The organism is Neptunicella plasticusilytica (assembly GCF_047922965.1).
Classification (GTDB): domain Bacteria; phylum Pseudomonadota; class Gammaproteobacteria; order Enterobacterales; family Alteromonadaceae; genus Neptunicella; species Neptunicella plasticusilytica.
Genome location: NZ_CP150481.1, coordinates 1,976,120 through 2,000,319 on the forward strand (window position 1 = coordinate 1,976,120; position 24,200 = coordinate 2,000,319).

Annotated in this window: 23 protein-coding genes; 17 read left to right on the top strand and 6 right to left on the bottom strand. The window is 45.3% G+C overall.

The genetic code is table 11. From position 1 onward, the window contains the following. From V1467_RS08660 to V1467_RS08675, 4 genes are read left to right on the top strand one after another with little or no spacing between them, the layout of a single operon-like run. Positions 1-444: an urease accessory protein UreE gene (locus V1467_RS08660; RefSeq protein WP_416308395.1), complete on the top strand. Its 444-nt coding sequence runs from the start codon at positions 1-3 to the stop codon at positions 442-444. Continuing rightward, positions 434-1,141 carry an urease accessory protein UreF gene (locus V1467_RS08665; protein ID WP_416308396.1) on the top strand — a complete coding sequence of 236 codons (708 nt, stop codon included), beginning with the start codon at positions 434-436 and terminating at the stop codon, positions 1,139-1,141. Before V1467_RS08660 ends, V1467_RS08665 begins: the two co-directional genes overlap by 11 nt. Before the next feature lie 23 nt (positions 1,142-1,164). Continuing rightward, positions 1,165-1,797: an urease accessory protein UreG gene (gene ureG, locus V1467_RS08670; protein WP_416308397.1), complete on the top strand. Its 633-nt coding sequence runs from the start codon at positions 1,165-1,167 to the stop codon at positions 1,795-1,797. Positions 1,798-1,838: 41 nt separating this feature from the next. After that, positions 1,839-2,057, top strand: a complete 219-nt coding sequence (locus V1467_RS08675; protein WP_416308398.1) for a hypothetical protein — start codon at positions 1,839-1,841, stop codon at positions 2,055-2,057. Between the two features lie 10 nt (positions 2,058-2,067). On the opposite strand, the gene yfaE is transcribed toward V1467_RS08675, so the two are convergent. The 4 genes from yfaE to ubiG all read right to left on the bottom strand — a co-directional run bounded on the left by yfaE (position 2,068) and on the right by ubiG (position 7,026). After that, complete coding sequence (yfaE, locus tag V1467_RS08680; protein WP_416308399.1) at positions 2,068-2,337, bottom strand: class I ribonucleotide reductase maintenance protein YfaE; 270 nt, start codon at positions 2,335-2,337, stop codon at positions 2,068-2,070. Between the two features lie 6 nt (positions 2,338-2,343). Beyond that, complete coding sequence (nrdB, locus tag V1467_RS08685; RefSeq protein WP_416308400.1) at positions 2,344-3,474, bottom strand: class Ia ribonucleoside-diphosphate reductase subunit beta; 1,131 nt, start codon at positions 3,472-3,474, stop codon at positions 2,344-2,346. A 127-nt stretch (positions 3,475-3,601) separates the two neighbouring features. Continuing rightward, entirely contained in the window at positions 3,602-5,926 is a 2,325-nt protein-coding gene (nrdA, locus tag V1467_RS08690; protein WP_416308401.1) for a class 1a ribonucleoside-diphosphate reductase subunit alpha, read from the bottom strand. Positions 5,927-6,300: 374 nt separating this feature from the next. Continuing rightward, positions 6,301-7,026, bottom strand: coding sequence for a bifunctional 2-polyprenyl-6-hydroxyphenol methylase/3-demethylubiquinol 3-O-methyltransferase UbiG (ubiG, locus tag V1467_RS08695; RefSeq protein ID WP_416308671.1), 726 nt, complete (start codon positions 7,024-7,026; stop codon positions 6,301-6,303). Between the two features lie 234 nt (positions 7,027-7,260). Here ubiG and gyrA point away from each other — a divergent pair, with 234 nt between their 5' ends. The 9 genes from gyrA to pyrF all read left to right on the top strand — a co-directional run bounded on the left by gyrA (position 7,261) and on the right by pyrF (position 17,705). Further along, positions 7,261-9,942 (top strand): DNA topoisomerase (ATP-hydrolyzing) subunit A, encoded by a 2,682-nt coding sequence (gene gyrA / locus V1467_RS08700; RefSeq protein WP_416308402.1) that lies wholly within the window; start codon positions 7,261-7,263, stop codon positions 9,940-9,942. 121 nt (positions 9,943-10,063) lie between these two features. Then, entirely contained in the window at positions 10,064-11,149 is a 1,086-nt protein-coding gene (gene serC / locus V1467_RS08705; RefSeq protein ID WP_416308403.1) for a 3-phosphoserine/phosphohydroxythreonine transaminase, read from the top strand. Next, entirely contained in the window at positions 11,149-12,432 is a 1,284-nt protein-coding gene (gene aroA, locus V1467_RS08710) for a 3-phosphoshikimate 1-carboxyvinyltransferase (protein ID WP_416308404.1), read from the top strand. The genes serC and aroA overlap by 1 nt, the downstream gene beginning before the upstream one ends. 122 nt (positions 12,433-12,554) lie before the next feature. Then, entirely contained in the window at positions 12,555-13,229 is a 675-nt protein-coding gene (gene cmk, locus V1467_RS08715) for a (d)CMP kinase (RefSeq protein WP_416308405.1), read from the top strand. 104 nt (positions 13,230-13,333) lie between these two features. After that, positions 13,334-15,007, top strand: coding sequence for a 30S ribosomal protein S1 (rpsA, locus tag V1467_RS08720; RefSeq protein WP_416308406.1), 1,674 nt, complete (start codon positions 13,334-13,336; stop codon positions 15,005-15,007). 83 nt (positions 15,008-15,090) lie between these two features. Next, on the top strand, positions 15,091-15,381 hold the full coding sequence (ihfB, locus tag V1467_RS08725; RefSeq protein ID WP_416308407.1) for an integration host factor subunit beta: 291 nt from the start codon (positions 15,091-15,093) through the stop codon (positions 15,379-15,381). 195 nt (positions 15,382-15,576) lie between these two features. Beyond that, positions 15,577-15,840, top strand: coding sequence for a LapA family protein (locus V1467_RS08730; protein ID WP_416308408.1), 264 nt, complete (start codon positions 15,577-15,579; stop codon positions 15,838-15,840). A gap of 1 nt (position 15,841) precedes the next feature. Beyond that, complete coding sequence (gene lapB / locus V1467_RS08735) at positions 15,842-17,011, top strand: lipopolysaccharide assembly protein LapB (protein WP_416308409.1); 1,170 nt, start codon at positions 15,842-15,844, stop codon at positions 17,009-17,011. Beyond that, complete coding sequence (pyrF, locus tag V1467_RS08740) at positions 17,001-17,705, top strand: orotidine-5'-phosphate decarboxylase (RefSeq protein WP_416308410.1); 705 nt, start codon at positions 17,001-17,003, stop codon at positions 17,703-17,705. The genes lapB and pyrF overlap by 11 nt, the downstream gene beginning before the upstream one ends. Positions 17,706-17,786: 81 nt before the next feature. Here the strand turns inward: pyrF and rne are convergent, their stop codons facing one another. Continuing rightward, positions 17,787-20,576: a ribonuclease E gene (gene rne, locus V1467_RS08745; protein ID WP_416308411.1), complete on the bottom strand. Its 2,790-nt coding sequence runs from the start codon at positions 20,574-20,576 to the stop codon at positions 17,787-17,789. Positions 20,577-21,118: 542 nt separating this feature from the next. Here rne and rluC point away from each other — a divergent pair. Further along, positions 21,119-22,072 carry a 23S rRNA pseudouridine(955/2504/2580) synthase RluC gene (gene rluC / locus V1467_RS08750; protein WP_416308412.1) on the top strand — a complete coding sequence of 318 codons (954 nt, stop codon included), beginning with the start codon at positions 21,119-21,121 and terminating at the stop codon, positions 22,070-22,072. 25 nt (positions 22,073-22,097) lie between these two features. Then, positions 22,098-22,757 carry an HAD family hydrolase gene (locus V1467_RS08755; protein WP_416308413.1) on the top strand — a complete coding sequence of 220 codons (660 nt, stop codon included), beginning with the start codon at positions 22,098-22,100 and terminating at the stop codon, positions 22,755-22,757. 16 nt (positions 22,758-22,773) lie between these two features. Here V1467_RS08755 and V1467_RS08760 read toward each other — a convergent pair whose 3' ends face one another. Further along, positions 22,774-23,361, bottom strand: coding sequence for a Maf family protein (locus V1467_RS08760; protein ID WP_416308414.1), 588 nt, complete (start codon positions 23,359-23,361; stop codon positions 22,774-22,776). 130 nt (positions 23,362-23,491) lie between these two features. Between V1467_RS08760 and yceD the strand changes: the two genes are divergently transcribed. Next, positions 23,492-24,013: a 23S rRNA accumulation protein YceD gene (yceD, locus tag V1467_RS08765; RefSeq protein ID WP_416308415.1), complete on the top strand. Its 522-nt coding sequence runs from the start codon at positions 23,492-23,494 to the stop codon at positions 24,011-24,013. Positions 24,014-24,024: 11 nt separating this feature from the next. After that, entirely contained in the window at positions 24,025-24,195 is a 171-nt protein-coding gene (gene rpmF, locus V1467_RS08770) for a 50S ribosomal protein L32 (protein WP_416308416.1), read from the top strand. The last annotated feature ends 5 nt before the right edge of the window (positions 24,196-24,200 follow it).

Below are 24,200 nucleotides of genomic sequence, written 5' to 3' on the forward strand. Positions count from 1 at the left end.
ATGTTGCAAGTGTATCAACGGCTGAACCATAGTCATCAGCCGCTAAATGGCAGTATTACGCTGGACTACGATAGCCGCCAAAAAGCCCGGATTAAAACCCGAACCGACAGTGGTGAGGCGATAGCTATTTTTGTTGAGCGCGGTCACCCGTTAAAAGTGGGAGAAATACTGAAAACTGAATGCGGAAAATTGCTGGAGGTAAAAGGAGCGCTGGAAGAGGTCATAACTGCCAAAAGCGACGATTGGCAAGTGTTTAGCCAAGTTTGTTATCACTTGGGCAACCGGCATACCAAAATACAGATCGGAGACCGATGGTTACGTTTTAAACCTGATCATGTCTTAGCTGAACTGGTTAGCAATTATGGATTGAAAACCGATTCACAGCCTGCTGTGTTTGAGCCGGAAAATGGTGCTTACGGAGCCCAGCATAGCCATGCCCACTAAGGTGACAAGGATACACCCAAGCCCGTTAAAGCTTGCCCGTTTGTTGCAATTGTGCAGCGCCAATTTGCCGGTTGGTGGTTTTGCTTTTTCCCAGGGGCTGGAATATGCCGTGGAACAACAGTGGGTGAAGGATACAGTCAGTACTTATAGCTGGATAGAGCTGAATTTTATCCAATCCGTAGCACGGACCGATTTGGCTATATTGAAGCGTTGTTATCAGTGTCTGACTGATAACGCTTTTATCCGGTTTGGTCACTATAACCAGATGATCATTGCGTGTCGTGAAAGTGCAGAGCTGCGAATGGCCGATCTGGCTATGGGTAAGGCGTTAATTCGTTTGTTGAAAAATCTCGATGAACTGGAGCTGTCTGAATACGACGAACTAATGTGTTTGCCTGAAATCAGTTTTGTGTCGGCCTTTGCTCTGGCAGCCTGGTTATGGCGAATTGATCTGGACAGTACCTTGAGTGGTTATAGTTGGACCTTTATCGATAATCAGGTAGCCGCCGCCACCAAATTGGTACCTTTAGGTCAAACCCAGGCACAAAATCTGTTATTTGACCTGACACAACAAGTTGCAGCGGCGATCCGTATCGCCATGACCATTGAAGATGATGAGTTGGGGGGGAGTTTGCCGCGTGTGGCGATGGCCAGTGCCTGGCACGAAACTCAATACAGTCGCTTATTTCGATCCTGATAACAGGACAGGGAGTTTAAAACATGAAGCACAAGCAAATTTTAAGAATTGGTGTTGGCGGGCCGGTTGGCTCCGGTAAAACGGCGTTGCTTCGCACGTTATGCCTGGCTTTACGGGAAAAATATGACATGGCAGTGGTGACCAATGATATTTACACCCGTGAAGATGCCGAGTTTTTAACCCGGCATAATGCGTTGGATGCCGATCGGATCATGGGAGTGGAAACCGGCGGCTGCCCGCATACGGCTATCCGGGAGGATGCTTCGATGAATTTGGCCGCCATTGATGAACTGGAGTCTCGCCATCCTGAGCTGGATTTTGTGCTGGTTGAAAGTGGGGGGGATAATCTCAGTGCGACCTTTAGTCCGGAGTTGTCGGATTTAACCTTGTATGTGATCGATGTGTCCGCCGGAGACAAAATTCCGCGCAAAGGCGGGCCGGGCATTACCAAATCGGATTTGTTGATCATTAACAAGATTGACTTGGCTCCGATGGTGGGTGCCTCGCTTGAGGTGATGGATACCGATGCCAGACGAATGCGCGGAGAAAAACCTTTTATTTTTAGCAATCTTAAAAATGGCGAAGGTGTGGCCGAGATTATCGGTTTTATTGAAAGCGAAGGGATGTTGCAGGCGGCAGTCCCTGCCAATGGATGAGTATTAACCTATCTAAATCAGTGAAAATGAGGAATATTTGAATGCGATTAATCGGATGTATGTTAGCCATAGCCTATTCGGCGATGGTGAGTGCCCATGAAGATCCGTTTTTGGGAGACGGCATGGGTCACAGTTTTTTTCATTTACTGTTTATCGGTTTGTTGGTGTCTGTGGTGATCAAAGGCGTCAGTTATTATCGACAGCGTCGCCAAGTATCTGCCAAGGCGAAACGGTTAAATATAAAACCTCAGGACGGGTGACAGAGCGGAATCAACTGAGTTCTATCTCGATATCGCTGCTGGCTATACAGCAGCAGGGCAAGATTTCATCATCGTCAATGTAGGCTAAAGGTTCAGTAACGTAATGTACCGAACCTTTTAGCATACGGGTACGACAAGCGCCGCAGAATCCTTCCCGACAGTGGAAATGCACCTCTAGCTGATTGTCTTCCAAAGATTGCAGCAGGGTGCGCTCCTGCTGTTGAACATATTCTCCGTGATCTTTGACAACAATCATATAAGTCGCCGCTTTATCGGTCATTAACAGTTACAGGTCAAAATCATCAAATTCGTTGGCGTTGACCTCAGAATCGATTTGACCCACCAGATAGGAGCTGATTTCGGATTCTTGAGGTGCGACCTGCACGTTGTCTGATACCAGATAATTATTCATCCAGGGCAGCGGGTTACTGGTGACATCAAAAGGCGTGTCCAGGCCGATAGCGGACATCCGGTGGTTGGCAATATATTCAACATATTGACACAGAATTTCCTTGTTCAGGCCAATCATTGAACCGTGCTGGAACAGATATTCTGCCCATTGTTTTTCCTGTTCGACGGCTTGCATAAAAATCGCCAGGGATTGCTCTTTGCATTCTTCGGCGATTTCGGCCATTTCAGGATCATCTTTGCCTTTGGCCCAAATATTAATAATGTGTTGGGTTGAGGTCAGATGCAGGTTTTCATCGCGAGCAATCAGACGGATGATTTTGGAGTTACCTTCCATCAGTTCGCGTTCGGCAAACGCAAAGGTGCAGGCGAAGGACACATAAAAGCGAATCGCTTCCAGAGCGTTAACCGAACACATGCACAAATACAGCTTCTTCTTCAGCTCACGCAGGGTGATGTTGTGAGTTTCCCCCTGAATCTGGTGTACGCCTTCGCCCAAGGTTTGCCATAACTGAGTGGCGAAAATCAGATCGTCGTAATATTTGGATATATCCGAGGCCCGCTTTTTAATTTCTTCATTGACGACTATATCTTCAAAAATAGCGCCGGGATCAGTAAACAGATTGCGCAGGATATGGGTGTAAGAACGGGAATGAATGGTCTCGAAGAAAGACCAGGTTTCTACCCAGGTTTCCAATTCCGGCAGGGACAGTATCGGCAAAAAAGCGATGTTGGGACTGCGTCCCTGAATCGAATCCAGCAAGGTCTGATATTTCAGGTTGGAGATGAAGATATGTTTTTCCGGTTCTGACAGCTTCTGGAAATCGACACGATCCTTACTGACATCAACCTCTTCCGGCCGCCAAAAGAATGAAATCTGCTTTTCGATAAGTTTCTCGAAAACGCTGTGTTTTTGCTGATCATATCGGGCCACATTGACCGGATTACCAAAAAACATCGGTTCGAGCAGGGCATTGGTGGTATTTTGATTAAAGGTTGTATATTTCATAACACTTCTGAATATAAATAGAATTAACGCACGGGCTCGCTACAACGTACAACAGCGAGCCCATTCCCCTTTTTTCAACAACTATTTCGATATCGAATCCTGATCTCGAGCGCAATAGCTGTTGTTGTTATATTTTACAGGCTCCACCTTCGCAGCCGTCGTCTTCTTCGACCACTACTTCAACTGCCGGTTTTTCAGCCTGATTGACGTTGACTTTCTTCTCTTCCATATTGTCCGAAGCACCATCACGGGTGTTGTGATAGTACAGGGTTTTCACCCCCAGTTTGTAAGCGGTAAGCAAATCTTTGAGGAGCAGTTTCATTGGCACTTTGCCGCCTTCAAATTTGGCCGGATCGTAGCTGGTGTTAGCAGAGATAGTCTGATCGACAAACTTTTGCATCACCCCGACCAATTGCAGGTAGCCATCGTTGGACGGGATGTCCCACAGCAGTTCGTATTGATCTTTTAAACGCTCGTACTCAGGAACGACCTGTTTCAGCACGCCATCCTTGCTGGATTTAACACTGATATGACCGCGTGGCGGTTCGATACCATTGGTGGCATTGGAAATTTGTGATGAAGTTTCTGACGGCATCAGGGCCGACAAGGTACTGTTACGTAAACCATGAGTCATAATGTCTTTACGTAACGCATCCCAGTCATAATGCAGAGGTTCGTTACAGACCGCATCCAGTTCCTTTTTATAGGTATCGGTTGGCATTAAACCTTTGGCATAGGTGGTTTCATTAAACTTCTTGCAAGGCTCTTTTTCTTTGGCCAAATTACATGAGGCCTTGAGCAAATAATATTGCATTGCTTCAAAGGTGCGGTGGATCAGGCCATTGGCGCTACCATCCGAATACTTGGCGCCGTTTTTGGCCAGGTAATAAGCGAAATTGATTACACCTATGCCAAGCGTGCGTCGGCCCATTGTGGCATTGAGTGCCGCCGGTACCGGGTAATCCTGATATTCCAGCAGGCTGTCCAATGCGCGCACCGTAATGTCCGCCAACTCTTCAAAATCGTCCAGCTCATTGATTTCACCCAGGTTAAAGGCCGAAAGCGTACACAGGGCAATTTCACCTTCAGGATCATTGACATTGTTTAGCGGTTTGGTCGGTAAGGCAATTTCCAGACATAAATTACTCTGACGAACTGGGGCAACTGCCGGATCAAAGGGACTATGGGTATTACAGTGGTCAACATTCTGCAGATAAATACGGCCGGTACTGGCGCGTTCCTGCATAAACAGACTAAAGAGTTCAATGGCTTTAATGCGTTTTTTGCGAATGCTGTCGTCTTGTTCGTATTTCACATACAGCTGTTCAAATTTATCCTGATCGGCGAAGAACGCATCATACAATCCCGGCACGTCAGAAGGGCTAAACAGAGTGATGTAATCATCTTTAATCAGACGCTGATACATCAGTTTGTTAAATTGCACCCCATAATCGAGGTGACGAACCCGGTTTTCCTCTACGCCGCGGTTGTTTTTCAACACGATAAGCGATTCCACTTCCAGATGCCAAAGCGGGTAGAATAATGTGGCTGCACCGCCTCGTACGCCACCTTGTGAACAGCTCTTAACCGCGGTCTGGAAGTATTTGTAAAACGGGATACAGCCGGTGTGATAGGCTTCTCCACCTCGAATTTCACTGCCCAGAGCACGAATTCGTCCGGCATTAACGCCAATTCCGGCGCGCTGGCTGACATATTTGACAATAGCGCTGGTGGTGGCATTGATTGAGTCCAGACTGTCATCGGTTTCGATCAGCACACAAGAACTGAATTGACGGGTAGGGGTACGGACGCCGGCCATAATTGGGGTAGGCAACGATACTTTAAATAATGAAGTCGCATCATAAAAACGTTTGATGTAATCCAGCCGAACCGATTTGTCGTAATTGGCAAATAAACAGGCAGATACCAGCATATAAAGGAACTGGGCACTTTCATAAATTTTACCCGTTACCCGGTTTTGCACCAGGTATTTACCTTCCAGTTGTTTAACGGCAGCATAGCTGAAATTCATGTCGCGCCAGTGATCAATATAATCACCCAGTTCCTGCAGCTCTTCAGTACTGAAATCTTCCAGCAAGTGTTTGTCGTACTTGCCTAATGCCACCATATTTTTGACATGGTCGGCCAGCGCAGGCGGTTCAAATTGACCATAAGCTTTTTTGCGTAAATGGAAAATCGCCAGTCGCGCAGCCAAATACTGATAATCGGGGCTCTCATTGCAAATCAGATCGGCAGCCGATTTAATCAGGGTTTCATGAATGGTTTCGGTTTTTATGCCATCGTAAAATTGCAGATGGGCTTTGATTTCTACCTGTGAAACCGAGACGTTTTTTAGACCTTTTGCAGCCCAGGTGATGACCTTGTGGATCTTGTCCAGATCAATAGGTTCTTTTTCTCCATTGCGTTTCGCAACAAATATATTGTCATTCATGCCAGTCAGCCATTATTAGTTGTTATGTTTAGCGCAAATTCAAGGTTCGCACCTTGGGTTACCTCATACCTTGCTCAATCGTTGCTCTTTATTCTGGGGTGAGAAAGGTATAGACACAAGATAGTGAGGTATAGGGTTGAATGCAACCCAATATATGGTGGTTTGTTGACCATTTGATTCGACGGTGTGAGGGCGGTTAGTAGAAGCTCACCGCAAAGCCTTTTACGTTGCCGAGATCCTATGAATGCAACACAAATCTGGATGTAAAAAAGGCGCTAAATTTTTTTAATTTTAAAATACTGTTTTTAATAGCTATACGATATATAGTGCTGTTTGACATTTGTGATCACTATATATAGTGGTTTACTTAGAGCCTAAACCTGTTTTTGACAGACCATTAAATAATTGACGTCGACATTATGGTCAGACAAATAATATTGACGTGACAACGGGTTCATATGCAAACCAGTCATATTTTTTGCGTACAAGGAAGTTTGATCAAGCCAGCCGAGTAACTCGGAGGGTTTGATAAATTTATCATGTTGATGGGTGCCGTCGGGAACCAGTTTGAATATTTTTTCGGCCGCCACAATCGCCATTAACCAGGACTTCATATTACGATTCAAGGTGGAAAAAAATACCAAACCACCCGGTTTAACCAATTTCTCACAGGCATTAACTACAGATTGTGGTTCTGGCACATGTTCAAGCATCTCCAGACAAGTCACAATATCGAATTGGCCGGCGTGCTGGTCGGCATATTGTTCAGCGGTACTGTGTTGGTAATCGACAGTGACACCGCTTTCCAGACCATGTAATTTGGCCACAGATAATGAATCTTTGGCCATATCGATGGCCGTTACCTTGGCCCCCATCCGCGCCATGCTTTCGGCCAGAATGCCACCACCGCAACCGACATCCAGTACTGTTTTGCCAAACAGGCCATTCGCCTGACCCGCAATGTAATCCAGTCGCAACGGATTGATTTGATGCAGGGGTTTAAATTCTCCTTCCAAATCCCACCAGCGACTGGCCAAAGCCGAAAACTTTTCTATTTCAGCCGGATCGACATTTTCGGGTTGATTTCGTTGTTCGATCATTGTCATTATTCGTTGCCAGAAATTCTGGGCATTATAAACATCCGCAGCATATAAATGCATCTGTTACCTTAATGATTGAGGTTAATAGCAGGTAAAGATGGCTGTTTATTTGGGGATTTGAATGATAGAATCCGGGGCTTATAACAATAATCTATAACTCGCTAATATCGCATCAAGAACGCTTGTAAAAGTTGTATCGGATTGCGTAATGAACAATTAGGGACAAGGCAGTATATGACTGATCATGCCAATCAAATTCTCCCCATCAATATTGAGGAAGAACTGAAAAATTCTTATCTGGATTACGCCATGAGCGTTATCGTCGGGCGAGCGTTGCCTGATGTACGTGATGGTTTAAAACCAGTCCATCGTCGCGTTTTATTTGCGATGAACGAACTCAAAAACGATTGGAATAAATCCTACAAAAAGTCGGCCCGTGTGGTGGGCGATGTTATCGGTAAATATCACCCCCATGGTGATTCTGCGGTGTATGACACCATCGTGCGGATGGCTCAGCCATTTTCACTACGTTATATGTTGGTTGATGGACAGGGCAATTTCGGTTCTGTCGATGGCGATTCCGCAGCGGCAATGCGTTATACCGAAATTCGCATGGCCAAAATATCTCACGAATTATTAGCCGATCTGGATAAAGAAACGGTTAATTTTGTCCCTAACTATGATGGTACAGAACATATTCCGGATGTTTTACCGACTAAAGTACCTAATTTGTTAATCAATGGTTCTTCCGGTATCGCGGTGGGGATGGCAACCAATATCCCGCCTCATAACCTGACTGAAGTGGTGAATGGCTGTATTGCCATGATCAACAATCCGGATATTACCATTGAAGAACTGATCGAGCTTATTCCTGGGCCGGATTTTCCCACTGCGGCAATAATTAGTGGGCGTAAAGGAATCGAAGAGGCTTATCGTACCGGACGCGGCAAAATTTATATGCGCGCCAGAGCCGAAATCGAAACCGAAGACAACGGCAAAGAAACCATTATAGTCACCGAGATCCCTTATCAGGTGAACAAAGCCAGGCTGATCGAGAAGATCGCCGAATTGGTTAAAGAAAAGAAAATTGAAGGTGTTTCGGCCCTGCGCGACGAATCTGATAAAGACGGCATGCGTATTGTGGTGGAAGTCAAGCGTAACGAATCCGGCGAAGTGCTGTTAAATCAGCTGTATCGTAATACCCAACTGCAAACGGTGTTCGGTATCAATATCGTTGCGTTGGATAACAATCAGCCGAAGATTTTTAATCTGCCGGATATGCTAAAAGCCTTTATTCTGCATCGTCGCGAAGTCGTGACGCGCAGAACAGTATACGAACTGCGGAAAGCCCGTGATCGTGCTCATATACTTGAAGGTCTAGCCATTGCACTGGTTAATATTGATGAAATTATTGCGCTAATTAAAGCCTCTAACAGTCCTTCTGATGCCAAAATTGCGCTGACTGAAGCTGGTTGGAAATTGGGTGATGTGGCGCAAATGCTGGAAAAAGCGGGCGTTGATGCCGCGCGTCCGGATTGGCTCGAGCCCCAATATGGTGTGCGTGACGGACTTTACTTCCTGACTGAACAACAGGCTCAGGCAATTCTGGATTTACGCTTACATAAATTGACTGGTCTGGAACACGATAAAATCCTGGCGGAATATCGCGAATTGATGGATATTATCGCCGCCTTGATGTTTATTTTATCTAGCCCTGAACGCTTGATGGAAGTGATCCGTGAAGAACTGGAAGCCATTCGTGACGAATATGGGGATGAGCGACGTACCGAAATTACCGCTGCTTCTCACGATATCGATATGGAAGATCTGATTGAGCAGGAAGATGTTGTCGTCACCTTGTCTCATGAAGGTTATGTTAAATACCAGAAGCTGATCGATTACGAAGCGCAACGCCGTGGTGGCAGAGGGAAATCCGCTACCAAGATGAAAGACGAAGATTTCATTGAAAAACTGCTAATCGCCAATACTCACGATCATATCTTGTGTTTCTCTACCCGAGGTCGTCTGTACTGGCTGAAAACTTATCAGTTGCCATTGGCCAGTCGTAACGCCCGTGGTCGTCCAATAGTGAATATTTTGCCACTGGAAGAAGGTGAGCGTATTACCGCTATTTTGCCCATTCAGGAGTTTGTTGAAGGTAAATATGTACTGATGGCAACAGCCGAAGGGACAGTGAAGAAGACTGAGTTAACCCAGTATTCACGCCCACGTGCTAACGGTATTATCGCGGTTAATTTACGCGATGAAGATGAACTGATTGGCGTGGCGCTGACCAATGGTGACGACGACATTATGTTGTTCTCGGATGCCGGTAAAGTGGTCAGATTTAATGAGAAACAACGTGACTCTGAAACGGGCGCAGTAAAAATAGATCCGGAAACCGGTGAAGAAATGATGGCGCTACGTCCGATGGGCAGAACGGCCACAGGCGTGCGCGGTATCCGTTTACAGGAAGGCCAGAAAGTAGTGTCCCTGATCGTGCCAAATGGTGAGGGTGCAATATTAACGGCCACCGAAAACGGTTTTGGCAAGCGTACACCTGTGCAGGATTATCCTGCCAAGAGTCGTGCCACACAAGGTGTTGTGTCAATCAAGGTATCCGAACGTAACGGTAAAGTCGTTGGTGCGGTGCAGGTTAATGAATCAGATGAAATTATGCTGATTAGTGATCAAGGCACCTTGGTTCGAACCCGTGTCAGTGAAGTATCAACTGTTGGCCGTAATACGCAAGGTGTGCGTCTGATCCGGACTATTGAAGGTGAGCACGTAGTTGGTTTGCAACGTATTGATGAAATTGAAGAAGACGAAACAGTGCTGGTTGACGATGGCAGCGAACAGTCTGAAGTAGTAGAAGCGGTTGAGCCAACGAATAAAGATGTGAATGATACTGAATAAGTCAGCACTTTTATGTCTATAAAAAGGCTATGACTTAACGCAGCAGGTTTTAAACTGCGTCAAGTGAAAGTAGTTAACGAGTGGCGCAAGCCACTCGTTTTGTTTTGAGAGCAGGATAGTGATGTTAAATGCCTATAATTTTTGTGCTGGCCCCGCGATGTTACCCGCTGAGGTGATGCGCAAGGCCCAACAGGAAATGCTTGATTGGCAACAGCAAGGTTGTTCGGTGATGGAAATTAGCCATCGCAGTGAGGCTTTTATTCAGGTCGCCAAACAGGCCGAACAGGATTTACGTGATTTACTGTCAGTACCGGATAATTATCAGGTGTTGTTTTGTCATGGTGGTGGACGAGGACAATTTGCTGCCGTTCCAATGAATCTATCCTGTGCCAAACAACATGCCGATTATTTGCTCAGCGGTTCATGGTCAGACTCAGCAGTACAGGAAGCGCAGAAATACCTTTGTGTTTCCATAGTGGCCGCTCCGATAGTCGAAAATGGCAAAATGCGCATGCCAGCCCAATCCAGTTGGCAATTAAATCCCGATGCAGCCTATTTTCACTATTGTTCCAATGAAACTGTCGATGGTCTGGAGATTAATCAGATACCGGACACAGGAAAGGTGCCACTCGTCGTCGACATGTCCTCCAATATATTATCCCGTGAAATCGATGTGGATCGCTTTGGGGTAATTTATGCCGGAGCGCAAAAGAATATCGGTCCGTCGGGGTTGTCGGTGGTGATTGTCAGGGATGATTTGCTCGACAGGGCCAGGCAAGAAACTCCGTCAATTTTGAATTATGCTTTGCAGGCTCAAAATGATTCGATGTTTAATACGCCACCGACTTTTGCCTGGTATTTGGCCGGACTCGTCTTTAAGTGGTTAAAGCAGCAGGGTGGGGTCGCCAAAATGGCGGAACTCAATACGCAAAAAGCGCGTTTGTTGTATCAGACGATTGACCAGAACGATTTTTACCATAATAACGTCAGCCTTGAATTCAGATCAAAAATGAATGTGCCGTTTCAATTAGCCGATCCTGAACTGGATAACGCGTTTTTACATCAGGCTCAAGGCGCCGGATTGCTGGCGTTAAAAGGTCATCGTTCTGTTGGTGGCATGCGGGCCAGTATTTATAACGCGATGCCAATTGAAGGGGTTATCGCCTTAACCGAATTTATGCAGGATTTTAGCAGGAGAATGGGATAGTGGAATCATTGAAATTGGAGCCTATTAGTAAAGTTGACGGCACGGTGAATGTGCCAGGCTCTAAAAGTTTATCCAATCGCGCCTTATTGTTGGCGGCGTTGGCCGAGGGAGAAACACATTTAACCAACTTACTGGATAGCGATGATATACGCCATATGTTAAATGCGCTGAGTAAACTTGGTATTCAATATCGTTTGTCCGATGATAAAACCCAATGTTGGTTGCAGGGCAACGCCGGGCCCTTTAATACAGCGGAACCATTAGAACTGTTTTTAGGTAATGCGGGAACCGCAGTCAGACCCCTATGTGCCGCATTAGCCGTTTCCCAAGGCGAGTTCACTATAGTGGGCGAACCCAGAATGGAAGAACGTCCTATCCAGCCATTAATCGAAGCGTTAAAATCGGCCGGGGCGAAAATTGACTATTTAAAAAGTAACGGTTTCGTCCCTGTTAAAATTACCGGTAAGGCGCTGCAGGGCGGGGTGATTAAAGTGGATGGCACGTTATCCAGCCAGTTTTTAACCGCCTTGCTGATGGCCGCCCCCTTATTTAATCGTGATTGCGAAATCCAGATCCAGGGTGAACTGGTGTCCAAGCCTTATATTGATATTACCTTGCATATCATGCAACAGTTCGGCGTCGAGGTTGAAAATCACCAGTATCAAAGCTTTGTAGTAAAAGCAGGCCAACAATATCAATCTCCGGGAGAGTTTTTGGTTGAAGGGGATGCTTCTTCGGCCTCCTATTTTCTGGCCGCAGGCGCAATTAAAGGCGGTACAGTAAAAGTGACCGGGGTGGGGAAAAACAGCATTCAGGGCGACATCCGTTTTGCTGATGTGCTGGAAAAAATGGGAGCTGCTATCCATTGGGGGGATGATTATATTGAAGTCGAAGGTCGTGCACTGCATGGTGTGGATTTGGATATGAATCATATCCCCGATGCGGCAATGACCATAGCTACCACAGCATTGTTTGCCAACGGCCCCACTAAGATCAGCAATATCTACACCTGGCGTTTAAAAGAAACCGATAGACTAGCTGCAATGGCCACCGAGTTACGCAAAGTCGGTGCAGAGGTTGTTGAAGGTGAGGACTATATTGAAATCACACCCACAGACGAGCTGAAACTGGCCGCTATTGATACGTATGATGACCACCGTATGGCGATGTGCTTCTCTCTTGTTGCACTGGGCAATACGGCGGTTATTATCAATGATCCGGGCTGTACCGCCAAAACCTTTCCTGATTATTTCCAGCGTTTGTCATCAATCAGTATTAAATAACGACCAAAATATACACGAGCTGCGGCTTATACGTGCAAATAGTTAGATTGCTATCTGGCTGTTTATGCGTATAATACCGCGCGAATTTTAAACTATTAGTGGAATAACGGAGTCTCGATTCTATGTTAGAAACTGTCCCTGTTATTACGATAGATGGACCAAGTGGTGCTGGGAAGGGCACTGTCAGTGCGTTACTGGCAAAGCATTTAGGGTGGCAATTTCTGGATAGTGGCGCGTTGTATCGGGTTTTGGCGATAGCTGCGATGCACCACAAAATAGAAGCGAATGACGAACAGGGACTGGTGCCACTGGCGTCAGGACTGGATGTCAACTTTGTCAGTCATGAAAATGGTTGCAAGGTCATATTGGAAGGGGAAGACGTTAGCGAACTAATCCGTACCGAAGAGGTTGGAGCCTTCGCTTCTAAAGTAGCTTCTATTCCTACCGTTCGTGAAGCATTGCTGCGTCGTCAGAGAGCATTTCGGGAAATGCCCGGATTGGTTGCTGATGGTCGTGATATGGGCACCGTGGTGTTCCCTAATGCAAAAGCAAAAATATTTTTAACTGCCAGTGCTGAAGAGCGGGCGGCCAGGCGCTTCAACCAGTTGAAAGCCGCGGGGCGCAGTGTTAGCATTGACAACCTTTTGCTGGATATAAAAGCAAGAGATGAGCGGGATACCCAACGCGCTATCGCGCCACTGGTTCCTGCGGAAGATGCACTTGTATTGGACTCTACAGATATGAGTATCCAACAAGTGCTTGATTCTGTTGTAGAATTTGTTAGAGAAAGACCGTAGTAAAGTAGGAAACCTGCTTGTTTCAGGATGAAACAGGCTTATTAGAACAACCCCACATTCGCTGGATTGCATTGTGGATGTCAAAAAGATGAAACTAATCAACCATGACTGAAAATTTTGCTCAACTATTTGAAGAAAGTTTAAAAGAACTTGAAACCCGTCCAGGTGCCATTGTTAAAGGTACTGTTGTTGGTATCGATAAAGATATCGTATTAGTGGACGCGGGATTAAAATCTGAAAGTGCGATCCCAACTGAACAATTCAGAAATGCAGAAGGTGAGCTTGAAATCGCCGTTGGTGACGTTGTTGACGTTGCTCTGGATGCGGTAGAAGATGGCTTCGGTGAAACAATCCTGTCTCGTGAAAAAGCAAAACGTCACGAAGCTTGGGGTGAGCTGGAAAAAGCTTACGAAGAAAAATCCACTATTATCGGAATTATTAACGGTAAAGTTAAAGGCGGCTTTACGGTTGAAGTGAATGCAGTACGTGCATTCCTGCCAGGTTCTTTAGTCGATGTTCGTCCGGTACGCGATACAACGCACCTGGAAGGCAAAGAACTGGAATTTAAAGTAATCAAGCTAGACGCAAAACGCAACAACGTTGTGGTATCTCGCCGTGCAGTTATCGAAGCTGAAAGCAGTGCAGAGCGTGATGAATTGCTGGCTAACCTTGACGAAGGCATGGAAGTGAAAGGTATCGTTAAGAACCTGACTGACTACGGTGCATTCGTTGATTTAGGTGGTGTTGACGGTTTGTTGCACATCACTGATATGGCCTGGAAACGTGTCAAGAACCCGGCTGAAGTGGTTAGTGTGGGTGACGAAATCAACGTTAAGATCCTGAAATTCGACAAGGACAAGCAACGTGTTTCTCTGGGTATGAAGCAGATGGGTAGCGATCCTTGGCAAGAAATTGCGGAACGTTATCCAGAAGGTGCCAAAATTACCGGTCAGGTAACTAACCTGACAGATTACGGTTGTTTCGTAGAAATCGAAGACGGTGTTGAAGGTTTGGTTCACGTTTCAGAAATGGATTGGACTAACAAAAATATTCATCCTTCTAAAGTGGTTAACCTGGGCGACTCTGTCGAGGTTATGGTACTTGAGATTGACGAAGAGCGTCGTCGTATTTCACTGGGCCTGAAACAGTGCAAGATGAACCCTTGGGAAGAGTTCTCAACCACTCATAACAAAGGTGACAAAGTTACTGGTAAGATCAAGTCAATCACTGATTTCGGTATCTTCATTGGCCTTGACGGTGGCATTGACGGACTGGTTCACTTATCTGACATTTCCTGGAACAAAACCGGAGATGATGCAGTACGTGAATACAAGAAAGGTGATGAAATCGAAGCTATCGTTCTACAGGTTGATCCAGAGCGTGAGCGTATCTCTCTTGGTGTTAAACAGATCGACGAAGATCCGTTTAATAAGTATCTGACAGATAACAAGAAAGGTGCTATCGTTACCGGTAAGGTGACTGCAGTTGATGCTAAAGGTGTAACCGTACTTCTGGCTGAAGAAGTTGAAGGTTATGTTCGTGTAGCTGACCTTTCCCGTGACCGTGTTGAAGATGCTTCAACTGTCGTTAAGGAAGGCGAAGAAATCGAAGCCAAATATGTTGGTGTTGATCGCAAAAACCGCGTAATCAATTTGTCTGTTAAGGCAAAAGATCAAGCGGACGATAAAGATGCAATTGAAAAAGTGAACCAACAGGAAGAAGTTGGATTCGCAAACGCGTTTGCTGAAGCTTTCAAAGCCGCTAAAGGCGAAGAGTAATCAACTCAAGGGAGCTTAAATGCTCCCTTTTATTTATAGGCTATCCTATACTGATTTTTATTGATTGATACGCTGAGGTGAATATGACCAAATCCGAGTTAATTGAACGATTAGCGGCTAAAGCGCAACAACTTCCAGCCAAGGAAGTAGAAAGTGCTGTTAAGGAAATGCTCGAACAAATGGCTCAGACTTTACAAAAAGGTGAGCGTATTGAAATAAGGGGCTTTGGCAGTTTTTCACTGCACTTCAGAGCCCCTAGAGTGGGACGCAATCCTAAAACCGGTGAAACAGTTAAATTGGATGGAAAATATGTCCCTCATTTCAAGCCCGGAAAAGAATTACGTGAACGGGTGAATGAAAATCTGACTCATTAATCGCTTAAAAATAGTTATATCAATCCTAGTGTTAAATTCTCACTGAGAGTGCACTTATCACCATGGATTGGTATTATAATAAACGGCATTCCGGTAGGATGCCGTTTTTTTATATCTGTACTAGGGCTGTTTATCTTTCACCTTCTTAATAACTGGAGAAGATGAAAGATAAATAGATCCTATAATGAGGTGAAATTGAAAACTCTGATCAGCGTACTTGTTATTGTGATGGTTTTGCTCGTGGCGATTGCCGTAGGAGCGCAAAATGAACAGTTGGTTAGCGTCAATTACATTATCGCCGCCACGCAAATGCATCTATCCACAGTGATAGCGCTGTGTATTTTCATCGGTATCGTTATCTGCCTGATACTGTGTCTCGGTTACATTCTTCGCCTTAAATGGAAGGTAACCCGTTTGCATAAACAGCTCGCTCGTTTAAATAAGCAAAATCAGGCCTGATATGCTGGAGCTACTATTTTTGTTGCTACCAGTTGCTGCCGGTTACGGTTGGGTGATGGGACGCAATAGTGTACGTCAGGCACAGCGCAAACAGTCGCGTATTTTATCTCGCCATTACTATAAAGGACTGAATTTCCTGCTGTCTGATCAACCGGATAAAGCCGTTGATATCCTGATCAAAATGATAGATGTGAATACCGGCACAGTAGAAACCCACATCGCTATGGGCAATTTTTTCCGTCATCGTGGCGAGCTGGACAGGGCCATCCGGATTCATCAGAATCTGGTTTCTCGCGAAGAACTGGCAAGTGATCAAAAGGCGTTAGCGCTTAAAGAGCTGGGACGTGATTATATTTTATCCGGATTTCTGGAGCGTGCCGAAAATGCTTTTTTGCAATTACTTGATAGCGACAAGTTTTATCTCGAAGCTCAGCAGCAATTATTTAATATCTATCAAACGACTAAAGAATGGGACCGGGCCATTGAACTGGCTGAAAAGATGGTTGAATGTCACGGTGACAGCGAAGAATTGTGCCAGAGAGTAGCGCACTTTTACTGTGAACAAGCCAATATTGAGCTGAATAACGGCAATTTACCGCAGGTTGAGATCTTGTTGCAAAAAGCCATATTGTCTGATGAACATGCTGTCAGGCCCTGGTTGATGTTGGGGGCCATCAGTATTGAACAGGAACAGTTTGAACAGGCTTTCGAGTACTTGATTGAAGTACCCAAGCGGGATATTACCTGGCTCAGTGAAGCTGTGCCGTTGCTAGAAAAAAGTGCTGAATCCACCGGAGACTGGCAAAAGTTTGAAGATCTGCTCGAACAGTACTGGCAGCAATGCGCCACTGCCTATTTGGCAAAGAGTCGTTTGATGACTCGCCAGTTATCTGAAAAAGATGCCGCCGATTTTCTATTTCAACAATTGCGCAAGAGTCCTACTATGAAGGGGTTTAAGGAATTGTTGAACTTGTATATGCATTCCAGTTCGCAGGAAGGCAGTATGGGAAGTCTGAAAATGTTACAGGAGCTGGTTGAAGAGCAAATTACCCGTCGCCCTAAATTTCGTTGTGTTAGCTGCGGTTTTTCTGGCAGAAGCGTACATTGGTTATGTCCATCGTGCAAAAAATGGGGTGTAGTGAAGCCAATTAAAGGATTGGATGGAGAATAAAATGAGTAAAAAAATCATAGTCGCTCTGGATTTTAATCAGCAACAGAAAGCACTGGAATTTGTCAGTAAAATTGAACCCTCTCAATGCCGTTTAAAGGTAGGGAAGGAGATGTTTACCCATTTTGGTCCAGCTTTCGTGTCAATTCTGATCAAAAAGGGTTTTGATGTTTTTCTTGATCTGAAATTCCACGATATTCCTAACACTGTTGCCAAAGCCTGTATTGCCGCAGCAGATATGGGGGTATGGATGGTAAATGTACATGCCAGCGGTGGGCGTAAAATGATGGAAACAACGGTCGAAGCATTGGATAACTTTGGCTCTCAGCGCCCTAAGCTAATTGGTGTTACCGTCCTGACCAGCATGGCTCAAAATGATCTGGCAGAAATCGGTCTGGATATCCCAGTGGCAGAGCAGGTTATGCGTTTGGCCTCTTTGGCCAACGGTAGTGGGTTGGATGGTGTGGTCTGTTCCGCGCATGAAGCGAGTATGCTGAAAACCAGGCTGGGCCATGATTTTGAATTAGTCACGCCAGGAATAAGACCAGCAGGATCGACAGCGGATGACCAGCAACGGATTATGACACCTCGGGATGCGTTAGCCGTTGGAGTCGATTACATGGTAATTGGACGGCCTATTACTCGCTCTGAAAACCCGTTACAAACCCTTATCGAGATTAACCGGTCTCTGGCATAAAACTTATCACTCAGATTGAGCCCTATAAAAAAGGCTGCCTATAAAGGCAGCCTTTTTTTAAGGCTTTAGTTTGCTTCTAGCTTATGCACCAGGTTTGGTCATTGGAGCGTCAGCTTTGGCTGACAAACTTAATATTGCCGCCGCTTTACCCGAAATTGCGATAGCAGGGCGCTTTTCATCATCAATCGCCGCAATGTTAATATCGGTAAATTCACTGGAGATTTCTACTGGTTTGGCCATTGGATGCGAAACGCTGAATACCGGCATTTTTACATAAATAGCCGGAGACTCTTGGTCGGTTTCTATCGTCGCTTTCTTTGTTGCGGTTTTTCTCGGTTTTGCCTTAGCTTTCGGTTTCTCTGATTCTTCAGGCTCGGCTTTCTGATCCGAAACTTTAGCTTCTGAGGTATCATCTTCCAGAGAAATCTCTACTTGCTGTGGCTTCTCTTTGACGGCTTTAGGCTTACCTGCCTTGGTTTGGACGGGTTTGTCCGTCGTTTCCCCGTTCAGATTGGATTTTCCTGAGGTTTCAGTCGCGTCGTCTTTTTCAGCAGCAGGTTTGTCGCTGTGTAACAAATCATACTGTAGCTCTTCTTGTAAAGGAGCTGAAGATTCGGCCTTGCTACTATCGGCATTATCTATAGAGCCATTTTCAGCGTTATCTTCTTCCTTGTCTTTTTTACGACGTTGTCCAGCCGCTCTCATATGGCGGGGTGAACGACGTGAACGGCTGCGGTTTTCAGTGTCATGTTCTTCTGCTTGAACTTGAGCTGGCGGTTGCTGATCAGTTTTAGGTTCGACCGGAACTGGTTCTGACGGAGACTCAACAGCCGTTGCTAATGCCTGTTCATTGACTTCAGCTGGCGGATTGTTCTCTACGCGCACATTTCGACGTGAGTCGCGACGCTTACGTCTTTCAGCAACCTTTTCTTCTTTAGCCGGTTTACTCGCTGCATCATTGGTTTTCTTGGCTGACTGACGCGGTTTTTGCTCGTCCCGGTTTTTGCTAGCCTGATTTTTGTCGGGCTGATTTTTGGGCGTTGCCTGACGCTCTCTCGGTGCTCTTTCACCCTTGTTGTTACGGTTGCGATTATTTCGCTCGTTACGAGGTTTCCGGTTTCCGGAACGTTCCTGCTTGGAGCGGGTATTGCGCGTTTCAGTTTTAACCGGCGCCTCAGGCTCTGCAGCAAAGGCGGCTTTAATCGAGTCAACCAGTTTAGTCCAGATTGACGCTTTGGCTGGCGTTACTGGTGCTTGAGCCACAGGAGCTGCTTTAGTCGGTGCCACGATACCTTGCAAAGCTGGCTGTTCGCGTTTAACTGGCTCACTACTTGAACGTCCGCTATCCAGTGAGGGGGCTTCCACCAGATTACGGTGGTAACTTAATTCGTCACTGACTTCGTCAGCTTTCAGACGGGTTACCTTGTAATGGGGGGTTTCCATATTCGGATTAGGAATGATAATTAGCTCAACATTCTGGCTTTTTTCGATACCTCGAATAGAGCGACGTTTTTCATTTAATAAGTAGGTCGCCACATCTACCGGTAACTGCGCTTCAATCTGGCGTGTATTGCCTTTTAGCGATTCTTCTTCCAGTAGCCTTAAAATAGATAGCGCCAAAGATTCGGTTCCACGCACCGTGCCGTGACCGTCACAACGTGGGCAAACATTATGGGATGACTCTCCTAATGATGGACGCAAACGTTGACGAGACATTTCCAATAAACCAAAACGAGAAATGCGGCCTAACTGCACTCGGGCACGATCGTGGGCAACCGCTTCTTTCATGCGGTTTTCTACTTCGCGTTGATGACGGACGGGAGTCATATCAATAAAGTCAATGACCAACAGTCCACCCAGGTCACGTAAACGCAACTGACGACCGATCTCATCGGCGGCTTCCAGGTTTGTATTCAATGCCGTTTCTTCTATATCACCGCCTTTTGTGGCGCGGGCCGAGTTGATATCGATAGAAGTTAAGGCTTCTGTGGGGTCAATAACGATTGAACCACCTGAAGGTAAACGCACTTCGCGCTGGAATGCAGATTCAATTTGACTTTCAATCTGATAGTGGCTGAATAACGGTACATCACCGGTATACATCTTCAAACGGTTAATAAAATCAGGTCTGACTAATTCAATATGCTGTTTAGCCTGCTCGAAAACGCGTTGTTTATCGATCAGGATCTCGCCAATATCACGACGTAAATAATCACGGATAGCACGAACAATAACGTTGCTTTCCTGATGAATTAAGAACGGGGCAGGGCGACTGTTGGCTGCTTCATCAATGGCGGCCCAATGATTGATAAGGACATTTAAGTCCCATGCCAGCTCTTCATAAGATTTACCTACACCGGCAGTACGGACAATAAGCCCCATACCGTTAGGCAACTCCAGTTTGCTAAGAGACTGTTTTAGATCAGTTCGCTCGTCACCTTCAATGCGGCGTGAAATACCACCAGCGCGAGGATTGTTCGGCATCAGGACTAAATAGCTACCGGCTAAACTGATAAAAGTGGTGAGTGCGGCACCTTTTTGTCCGCGTTCTTCTTTATCAATCTGCACAATGACTTCTTGGCCTTCTTTGATAACGTCACGGATATTGGGACGTCCTTCAAAGGTATAACCTTTAGGGAAATAATTACGGGCGATTTCTTTTAACGGCAGGAATCCATGACGGTCAGCGCCATAATCAACAAACGCAGCTTCTAGACTGGGTTCTACACGAGTGATCTTGCCTTTATAGATATTGGCTTTTTTTTGTTCGTGACCAGGGCTTTCTATATCCAGATCAAACAGGGTTTGCCCGTCAACTAGAGCGACACGCAGCTCTTCTTGTTGAGTGGCATTAATTAACATTCTTTTCATATTGTGGCTCGATAAATTAAAATCGATACCGATTGCAGTGACACAGAAGGGCGAATTTGGAGGCATTCAGGTATGCAGCCTCACGGCTGTATCCGGGCAATCATCGTCGCCCGCAGTACTACATTATCAAGTTATACATTATATCCGGCCAGATTTTAGTTCATCCGAGCCGGGTATTTCCAAATTAGTCTTATTTGTTAACTGAATCAGTAATCAATTAACGTAACGTCTCAACCTTGTTACCTGATATTCTTGTGCAGGTGGCTATCAAGGCGTTACTAAAATTAAATAGTTTTTCGTTTTTAGATGTCGGGCGGCTTATGGTTGCTTTCTATACTGTCAATATTTTACCAGCGCTTTGCGCCGACGTTGACAAGTGCAACGGCAAAAATAAATTCTACACCTCGTTTTACATCTTCATGATTACCGGCGGTATAGTCGTTGCTCGGTAATTCCCTGCATTATCTCACTAATTACTGTTTTTAAGCAAGATATTAAAAATCAAAGCTTTGTATTCTAAAAAGCGTTAAAATTCTCAATCTATGAAACAAGAAATTAATCAGAAAGTTCAATTTATCACTGTAGACAGTGAAATGACCGGTCAGCGCATCGATAATTTCCTGCGTACACAATTAAAGGGCGTACCCAAAAGTATGCTTTATCGTATTGTGCGCAAAGGCGAAGTCAGGGTGAATAAAAAACGTATTAAGCCGGAATATAAGCTACAGATTGATGATGTGGTCAGAATTCCGCCTGTGCGTGTGGCCCAGGAAAATGAACCACCTTCTACTAACTTAACCAAAGTATCGGCGCTTGAGTCACAGATTATTTATGAAGATGATGTACTGATTGTTGTTAATAAACCCTCAGGTATGGCGGTACATGGTGGCAGCGGTTTAAGCTTTGGTTTAATTGAAGCGTTAAGAGCACTGCGCCCAGAGCAACGTTTTCTGGAGTTGGTGCATCGGCTTGATCGTGATACCTCCGGAATTTTATTGGTGGCTAAAAAGCGTTCCGCGTTAAAAAGTTTGCATGAGCAACTGCGTGATAAAACTGTCGATAAGCGTTATCAAGCGCTGGTAAGCGGACAATGGCCTGAAAATCGTTTTAAAGTGAAAGCTCCATTGCAAAAAAATGTGCTGCAATCGGGCGAGAGAATGGTATCTGTTAATCCTGAAGGCAAACCCTCGGAGACCCGTTTTCGCATTTTGCAACAATTTGAAAATGCGACTTTGGTGGAAGCGTCACCGGTTACCGGTCGTACCCATCAAATCAGGGTGCATTGCCAACATGCGGGGCATTCAATTGCCTGTGATGATAAGTACGGCGACAAGGCGTTTGAGCAACATATGCAGGCGATAGGGCTTAAACGTCTTTTCTTGCACGCTTACCGCATAGCCTTTATCCATCCCAAAGAAGGCAAGCAAGTCAGTTTTATTGCGCCGTTGGAAGTCAGCTTGCAACAAACACTGGATAAACTCACCCTCAGTCATTAAATATTCAATATCGAGTAGTAGAAGTATGCAACAAGCTATATCAGGTAAATACAAACTGGTTATTTTCGACTGGGATGGAACCTTAATGGATTCCACGCCTAAAATTGTTTCCAGTGTGCAAAATGCTGCATTAAGGGCTGGATTGACTAAACCCAGTGATGAACAAGTTAACGATATTATTGGCTTAAGTTTGCGCATTGGGCTGGACAGGATTTTTGCGTTGGGCAATTCTCCGGTAATGGAACAATTGGTGGATCTATATCGAGATGAATATTTATTTAGCAACCAGACACCATCTCCTATGTTTGATGGAAGCCTGGGATTGCTCGATACTTTGCAACAACGCCAGCAGATAATGGCGGTGGCAACGGGAAAATTGCGCCGTGGCCTAGATGAGGTCTGGCAAGTAACGGGAGCAAAGCACTACTTTGCCAGTTCACGTTGTGCTGATGAAGCGGAATCCAAACCCAGCCCGGATATGCTGCTGCAGCTTCTGAGTGAATTGGGAATCGATAGTCAGGATGCGGTGATGATTGGCGATACTGAGCACGATATGAAAATGGCTGAAGCCATTGATATGCCGCGAATTGGAGTTAGTTACGGTGCTCAACCACCTGAAAAGTTACATAAACATCGACCCTTAACCATTGTTGATCGCGTCGATGATTTGATCAATTGGCTCTAGGGTCTGTATAAACCTGTTATTGGATATATTCCAGCAGATCTATTTGTTGTTCCGCAAAAAGTGTTATTAAGCTTATCAATGGCAACCCTATCAGTGTGTTGGGATCTTTACCTTGTAGTGCTTCAAATAAACAAATGCCTAACCCTTCACTTTTAAAACTGCCGGCACAATTATAAGGCTGTTCGGCTTGCAAATAGAGTTCAATTTGCTGTTCGGTCAGAGAACGGAATTTGACATCGAAAGGCTCAACCAGCGCCTGGTATTCCTTAGTCGCAGCATTATATAAACATAAACCGGTAACAAAGCGCACTGTTTTGCCACTGCATAATTGCAACTGCTTGATTGCATTGTCATGATGGTGCGGTTTACCCAATATCTCGCCATCAATGGTGGCAACTTGATCGGAACCGATTACCCACCCGTCATTTATCGTATCTGCAATGGCTTTGGCTTTGGCTATTGCTAGTCGTTCCACCAGCGCGATAGCTGACTCTCCCTGCAAAGGACTTTCGTCTACTTGCGGTTTGGCAGTAGTAAAGGGAATACGCAGTTTTTCCAGCATAGATTTGCGAAAAGGGGAAGTGGAAGCTAAAACAATCTTCATTAAATCTAACTTAAAATGGAATTTCCGCTATGTTACAAATAACTGTGTCGGGTTTAAACCATTGTTAAGCCTTTAGTGATACTATTTTTCCTTTGACTCAACCACCGTCAGCCTATATCATGCGCGCCCTATGCAGAAAGTGAAACTGCCTTTACGGCTAGATCCTATTAAAAGTGCAACGCAACGCTCAAACTATCAGGGCGTGATGTTGTGTTCAGATATGGTCAGGTTAAATCAGGCAGTCGCTGGAACGGCAGAGTTTGTTGATATTGATGTTAAGTTTGGCAAAGACGCGCAAGGACTTAACGTTTTTAACGGTACACTCAGCACTTCCGTCGAACTTATCTGTCAGAGATGTAACGGAATTTTAACTCAGTCTCTGGATTTGTCTTTTAGCTACTGTGCAGTGAAGCCAAAAGATGATCTGGAAGAGTTACCGGACGTTTACGAACCGGTAGAGGTCAATGACCATGGAGAAATCGATTTGCTTCAATTATTTGAAGACGAATTAATATTGGCTTTGCCTATTGTAGCCCTGCATGATGAACAGAGTTGCAATGTCAGTAAAAAAGATATGAGTTTCGGAAAAATCGAACCGGCCGATGAACGACCAAACCCATTTGCGGTTTTGAAAGAACTTAAGCGAGATTAGGAGTAAGGTAAATGGCGGTACAAAAGAATCGTAAAACTCGTTCAAAGCGTGGCATGCGTCGTTCGCATGATGCTTTGACTGGAGCGACCTTGTCTGTGGATTCAACCTCTGGTGAGACCCATCGTCGTCACCATGTTACAGCAGATGGTTTCTATAAAGGCAATAAGGTTATCGCTGACTAAGCGAG

What these genes read in the sequence shown, in the direction of transcription:
- nrdB (WP_416308400.1), bottom strand. Translation starts at nt 3,474, where the DNA reads ATGAAATATACAACCTTTAATCAAAATACCACCAATGCCCTGCTCGAA.
- V1467_RS08755 (WP_416308413.1), top strand. Translation starts at nt 22,098, where the DNA reads ATGCAACAAGCTATATCAGGTAAATACAAACTGGTTATTTTCGACTGG.
- serC (WP_416308403.1), top strand. Translation starts at nt 10,064, where the DNA reads ATGTTAAATGCCTATAATTTTTGTGCTGGCCCCGCGATGTTACCCGCT.
- rpmF (WP_416308416.1), top strand. Translation starts at nt 24,025, where the DNA reads ATGGCGGTACAAAAGAATCGTAAAACTCGTTCAAAGCGTGGCATGCGT.
- lapB (WP_416308409.1), top strand. Translation starts at nt 15,842, where the DNA reads ATGCTGGAGCTACTATTTTTGTTGCTACCAGTTGCTGCCGGTTACGGT.
- ureG (WP_416308397.1), top strand. Translation starts at nt 1,165, where the DNA reads ATGAAGCACAAGCAAATTTTAAGAATTGGTGTTGGCGGGCCGGTTGGC.
- ubiG (WP_416308671.1), bottom strand. Translation starts at nt 7,026, where the DNA reads ATGATCGAACAACGAAATCAACCCGAAAATGTCGATCCGGCTGAAATA.
- V1467_RS08675 (WP_416308398.1), top strand. Translation starts at nt 1,839, where the DNA reads ATGCGATTAATCGGATGTATGTTAGCCATAGCCTATTCGGCGATGGTG.
- cmk (WP_416308405.1), top strand. Translation starts at nt 12,555, where the DNA reads ATGTTAGAAACTGTCCCTGTTATTACGATAGATGGACCAAGTGGTGCT.
- nrdA (WP_416308401.1), bottom strand. Translation starts at nt 5,926, where the DNA reads ATGAATGACAATATATTTGTTGCGAAACGCAATGGAGAAAAAGAACCT.
- V1467_RS08660 (WP_416308395.1), top strand. Translation starts at nt 1, where the DNA reads ATGTTGCAAGTGTATCAACGGCTGAACCATAGTCATCAGCCGCTAAAT.
- gyrA (WP_416308402.1), top strand. Translation starts at nt 7,261, where the DNA reads ATGACTGATCATGCCAATCAAATTCTCCCCATCAATATTGAGGAAGAA.
- rpsA (WP_416308406.1), top strand. Translation starts at nt 13,334, where the DNA reads ATGACTGAAAATTTTGCTCAACTATTTGAAGAAAGTTTAAAAGAACTT.
- ihfB (WP_416308407.1), top strand. Translation starts at nt 15,091, where the DNA reads ATGACCAAATCCGAGTTAATTGAACGATTAGCGGCTAAAGCGCAACAA.
- rne (WP_416308411.1), bottom strand. Translation starts at nt 20,576, where the DNA reads ATGAAAAGAATGTTAATTAATGCCACTCAACAAGAAGAGCTGCGTGTC.
- yfaE (WP_416308399.1), bottom strand. Translation starts at nt 2,337, where the DNA reads ATGACCGATAAAGCGGCGACTTATATGATTGTTGTCAAAGATCACGGA.
- yceD (WP_416308415.1), top strand. Translation starts at nt 23,492, where the DNA reads ATGCAGAAAGTGAAACTGCCTTTACGGCTAGATCCTATTAAAAGTGCA.
- rluC (WP_416308412.1), top strand. Translation starts at nt 21,119, where the DNA reads ATGAAACAAGAAATTAATCAGAAAGTTCAATTTATCACTGTAGACAGT.
- V1467_RS08760 (WP_416308414.1), bottom strand. Translation starts at nt 23,361, where the DNA reads ATGAAGATTGTTTTAGCTTCCACTTCCCCTTTTCGCAAATCTATGCTG.
- V1467_RS08665 (WP_416308396.1), top strand. Translation starts at nt 434, where the DNA reads ATGCCCACTAAGGTGACAAGGATACACCCAAGCCCGTTAAAGCTTGCC.
- pyrF (WP_416308410.1), top strand. Translation starts at nt 17,001, where the DNA reads ATGGAGAATAAAATGAGTAAAAAAATCATAGTCGCTCTGGATTTTAAT.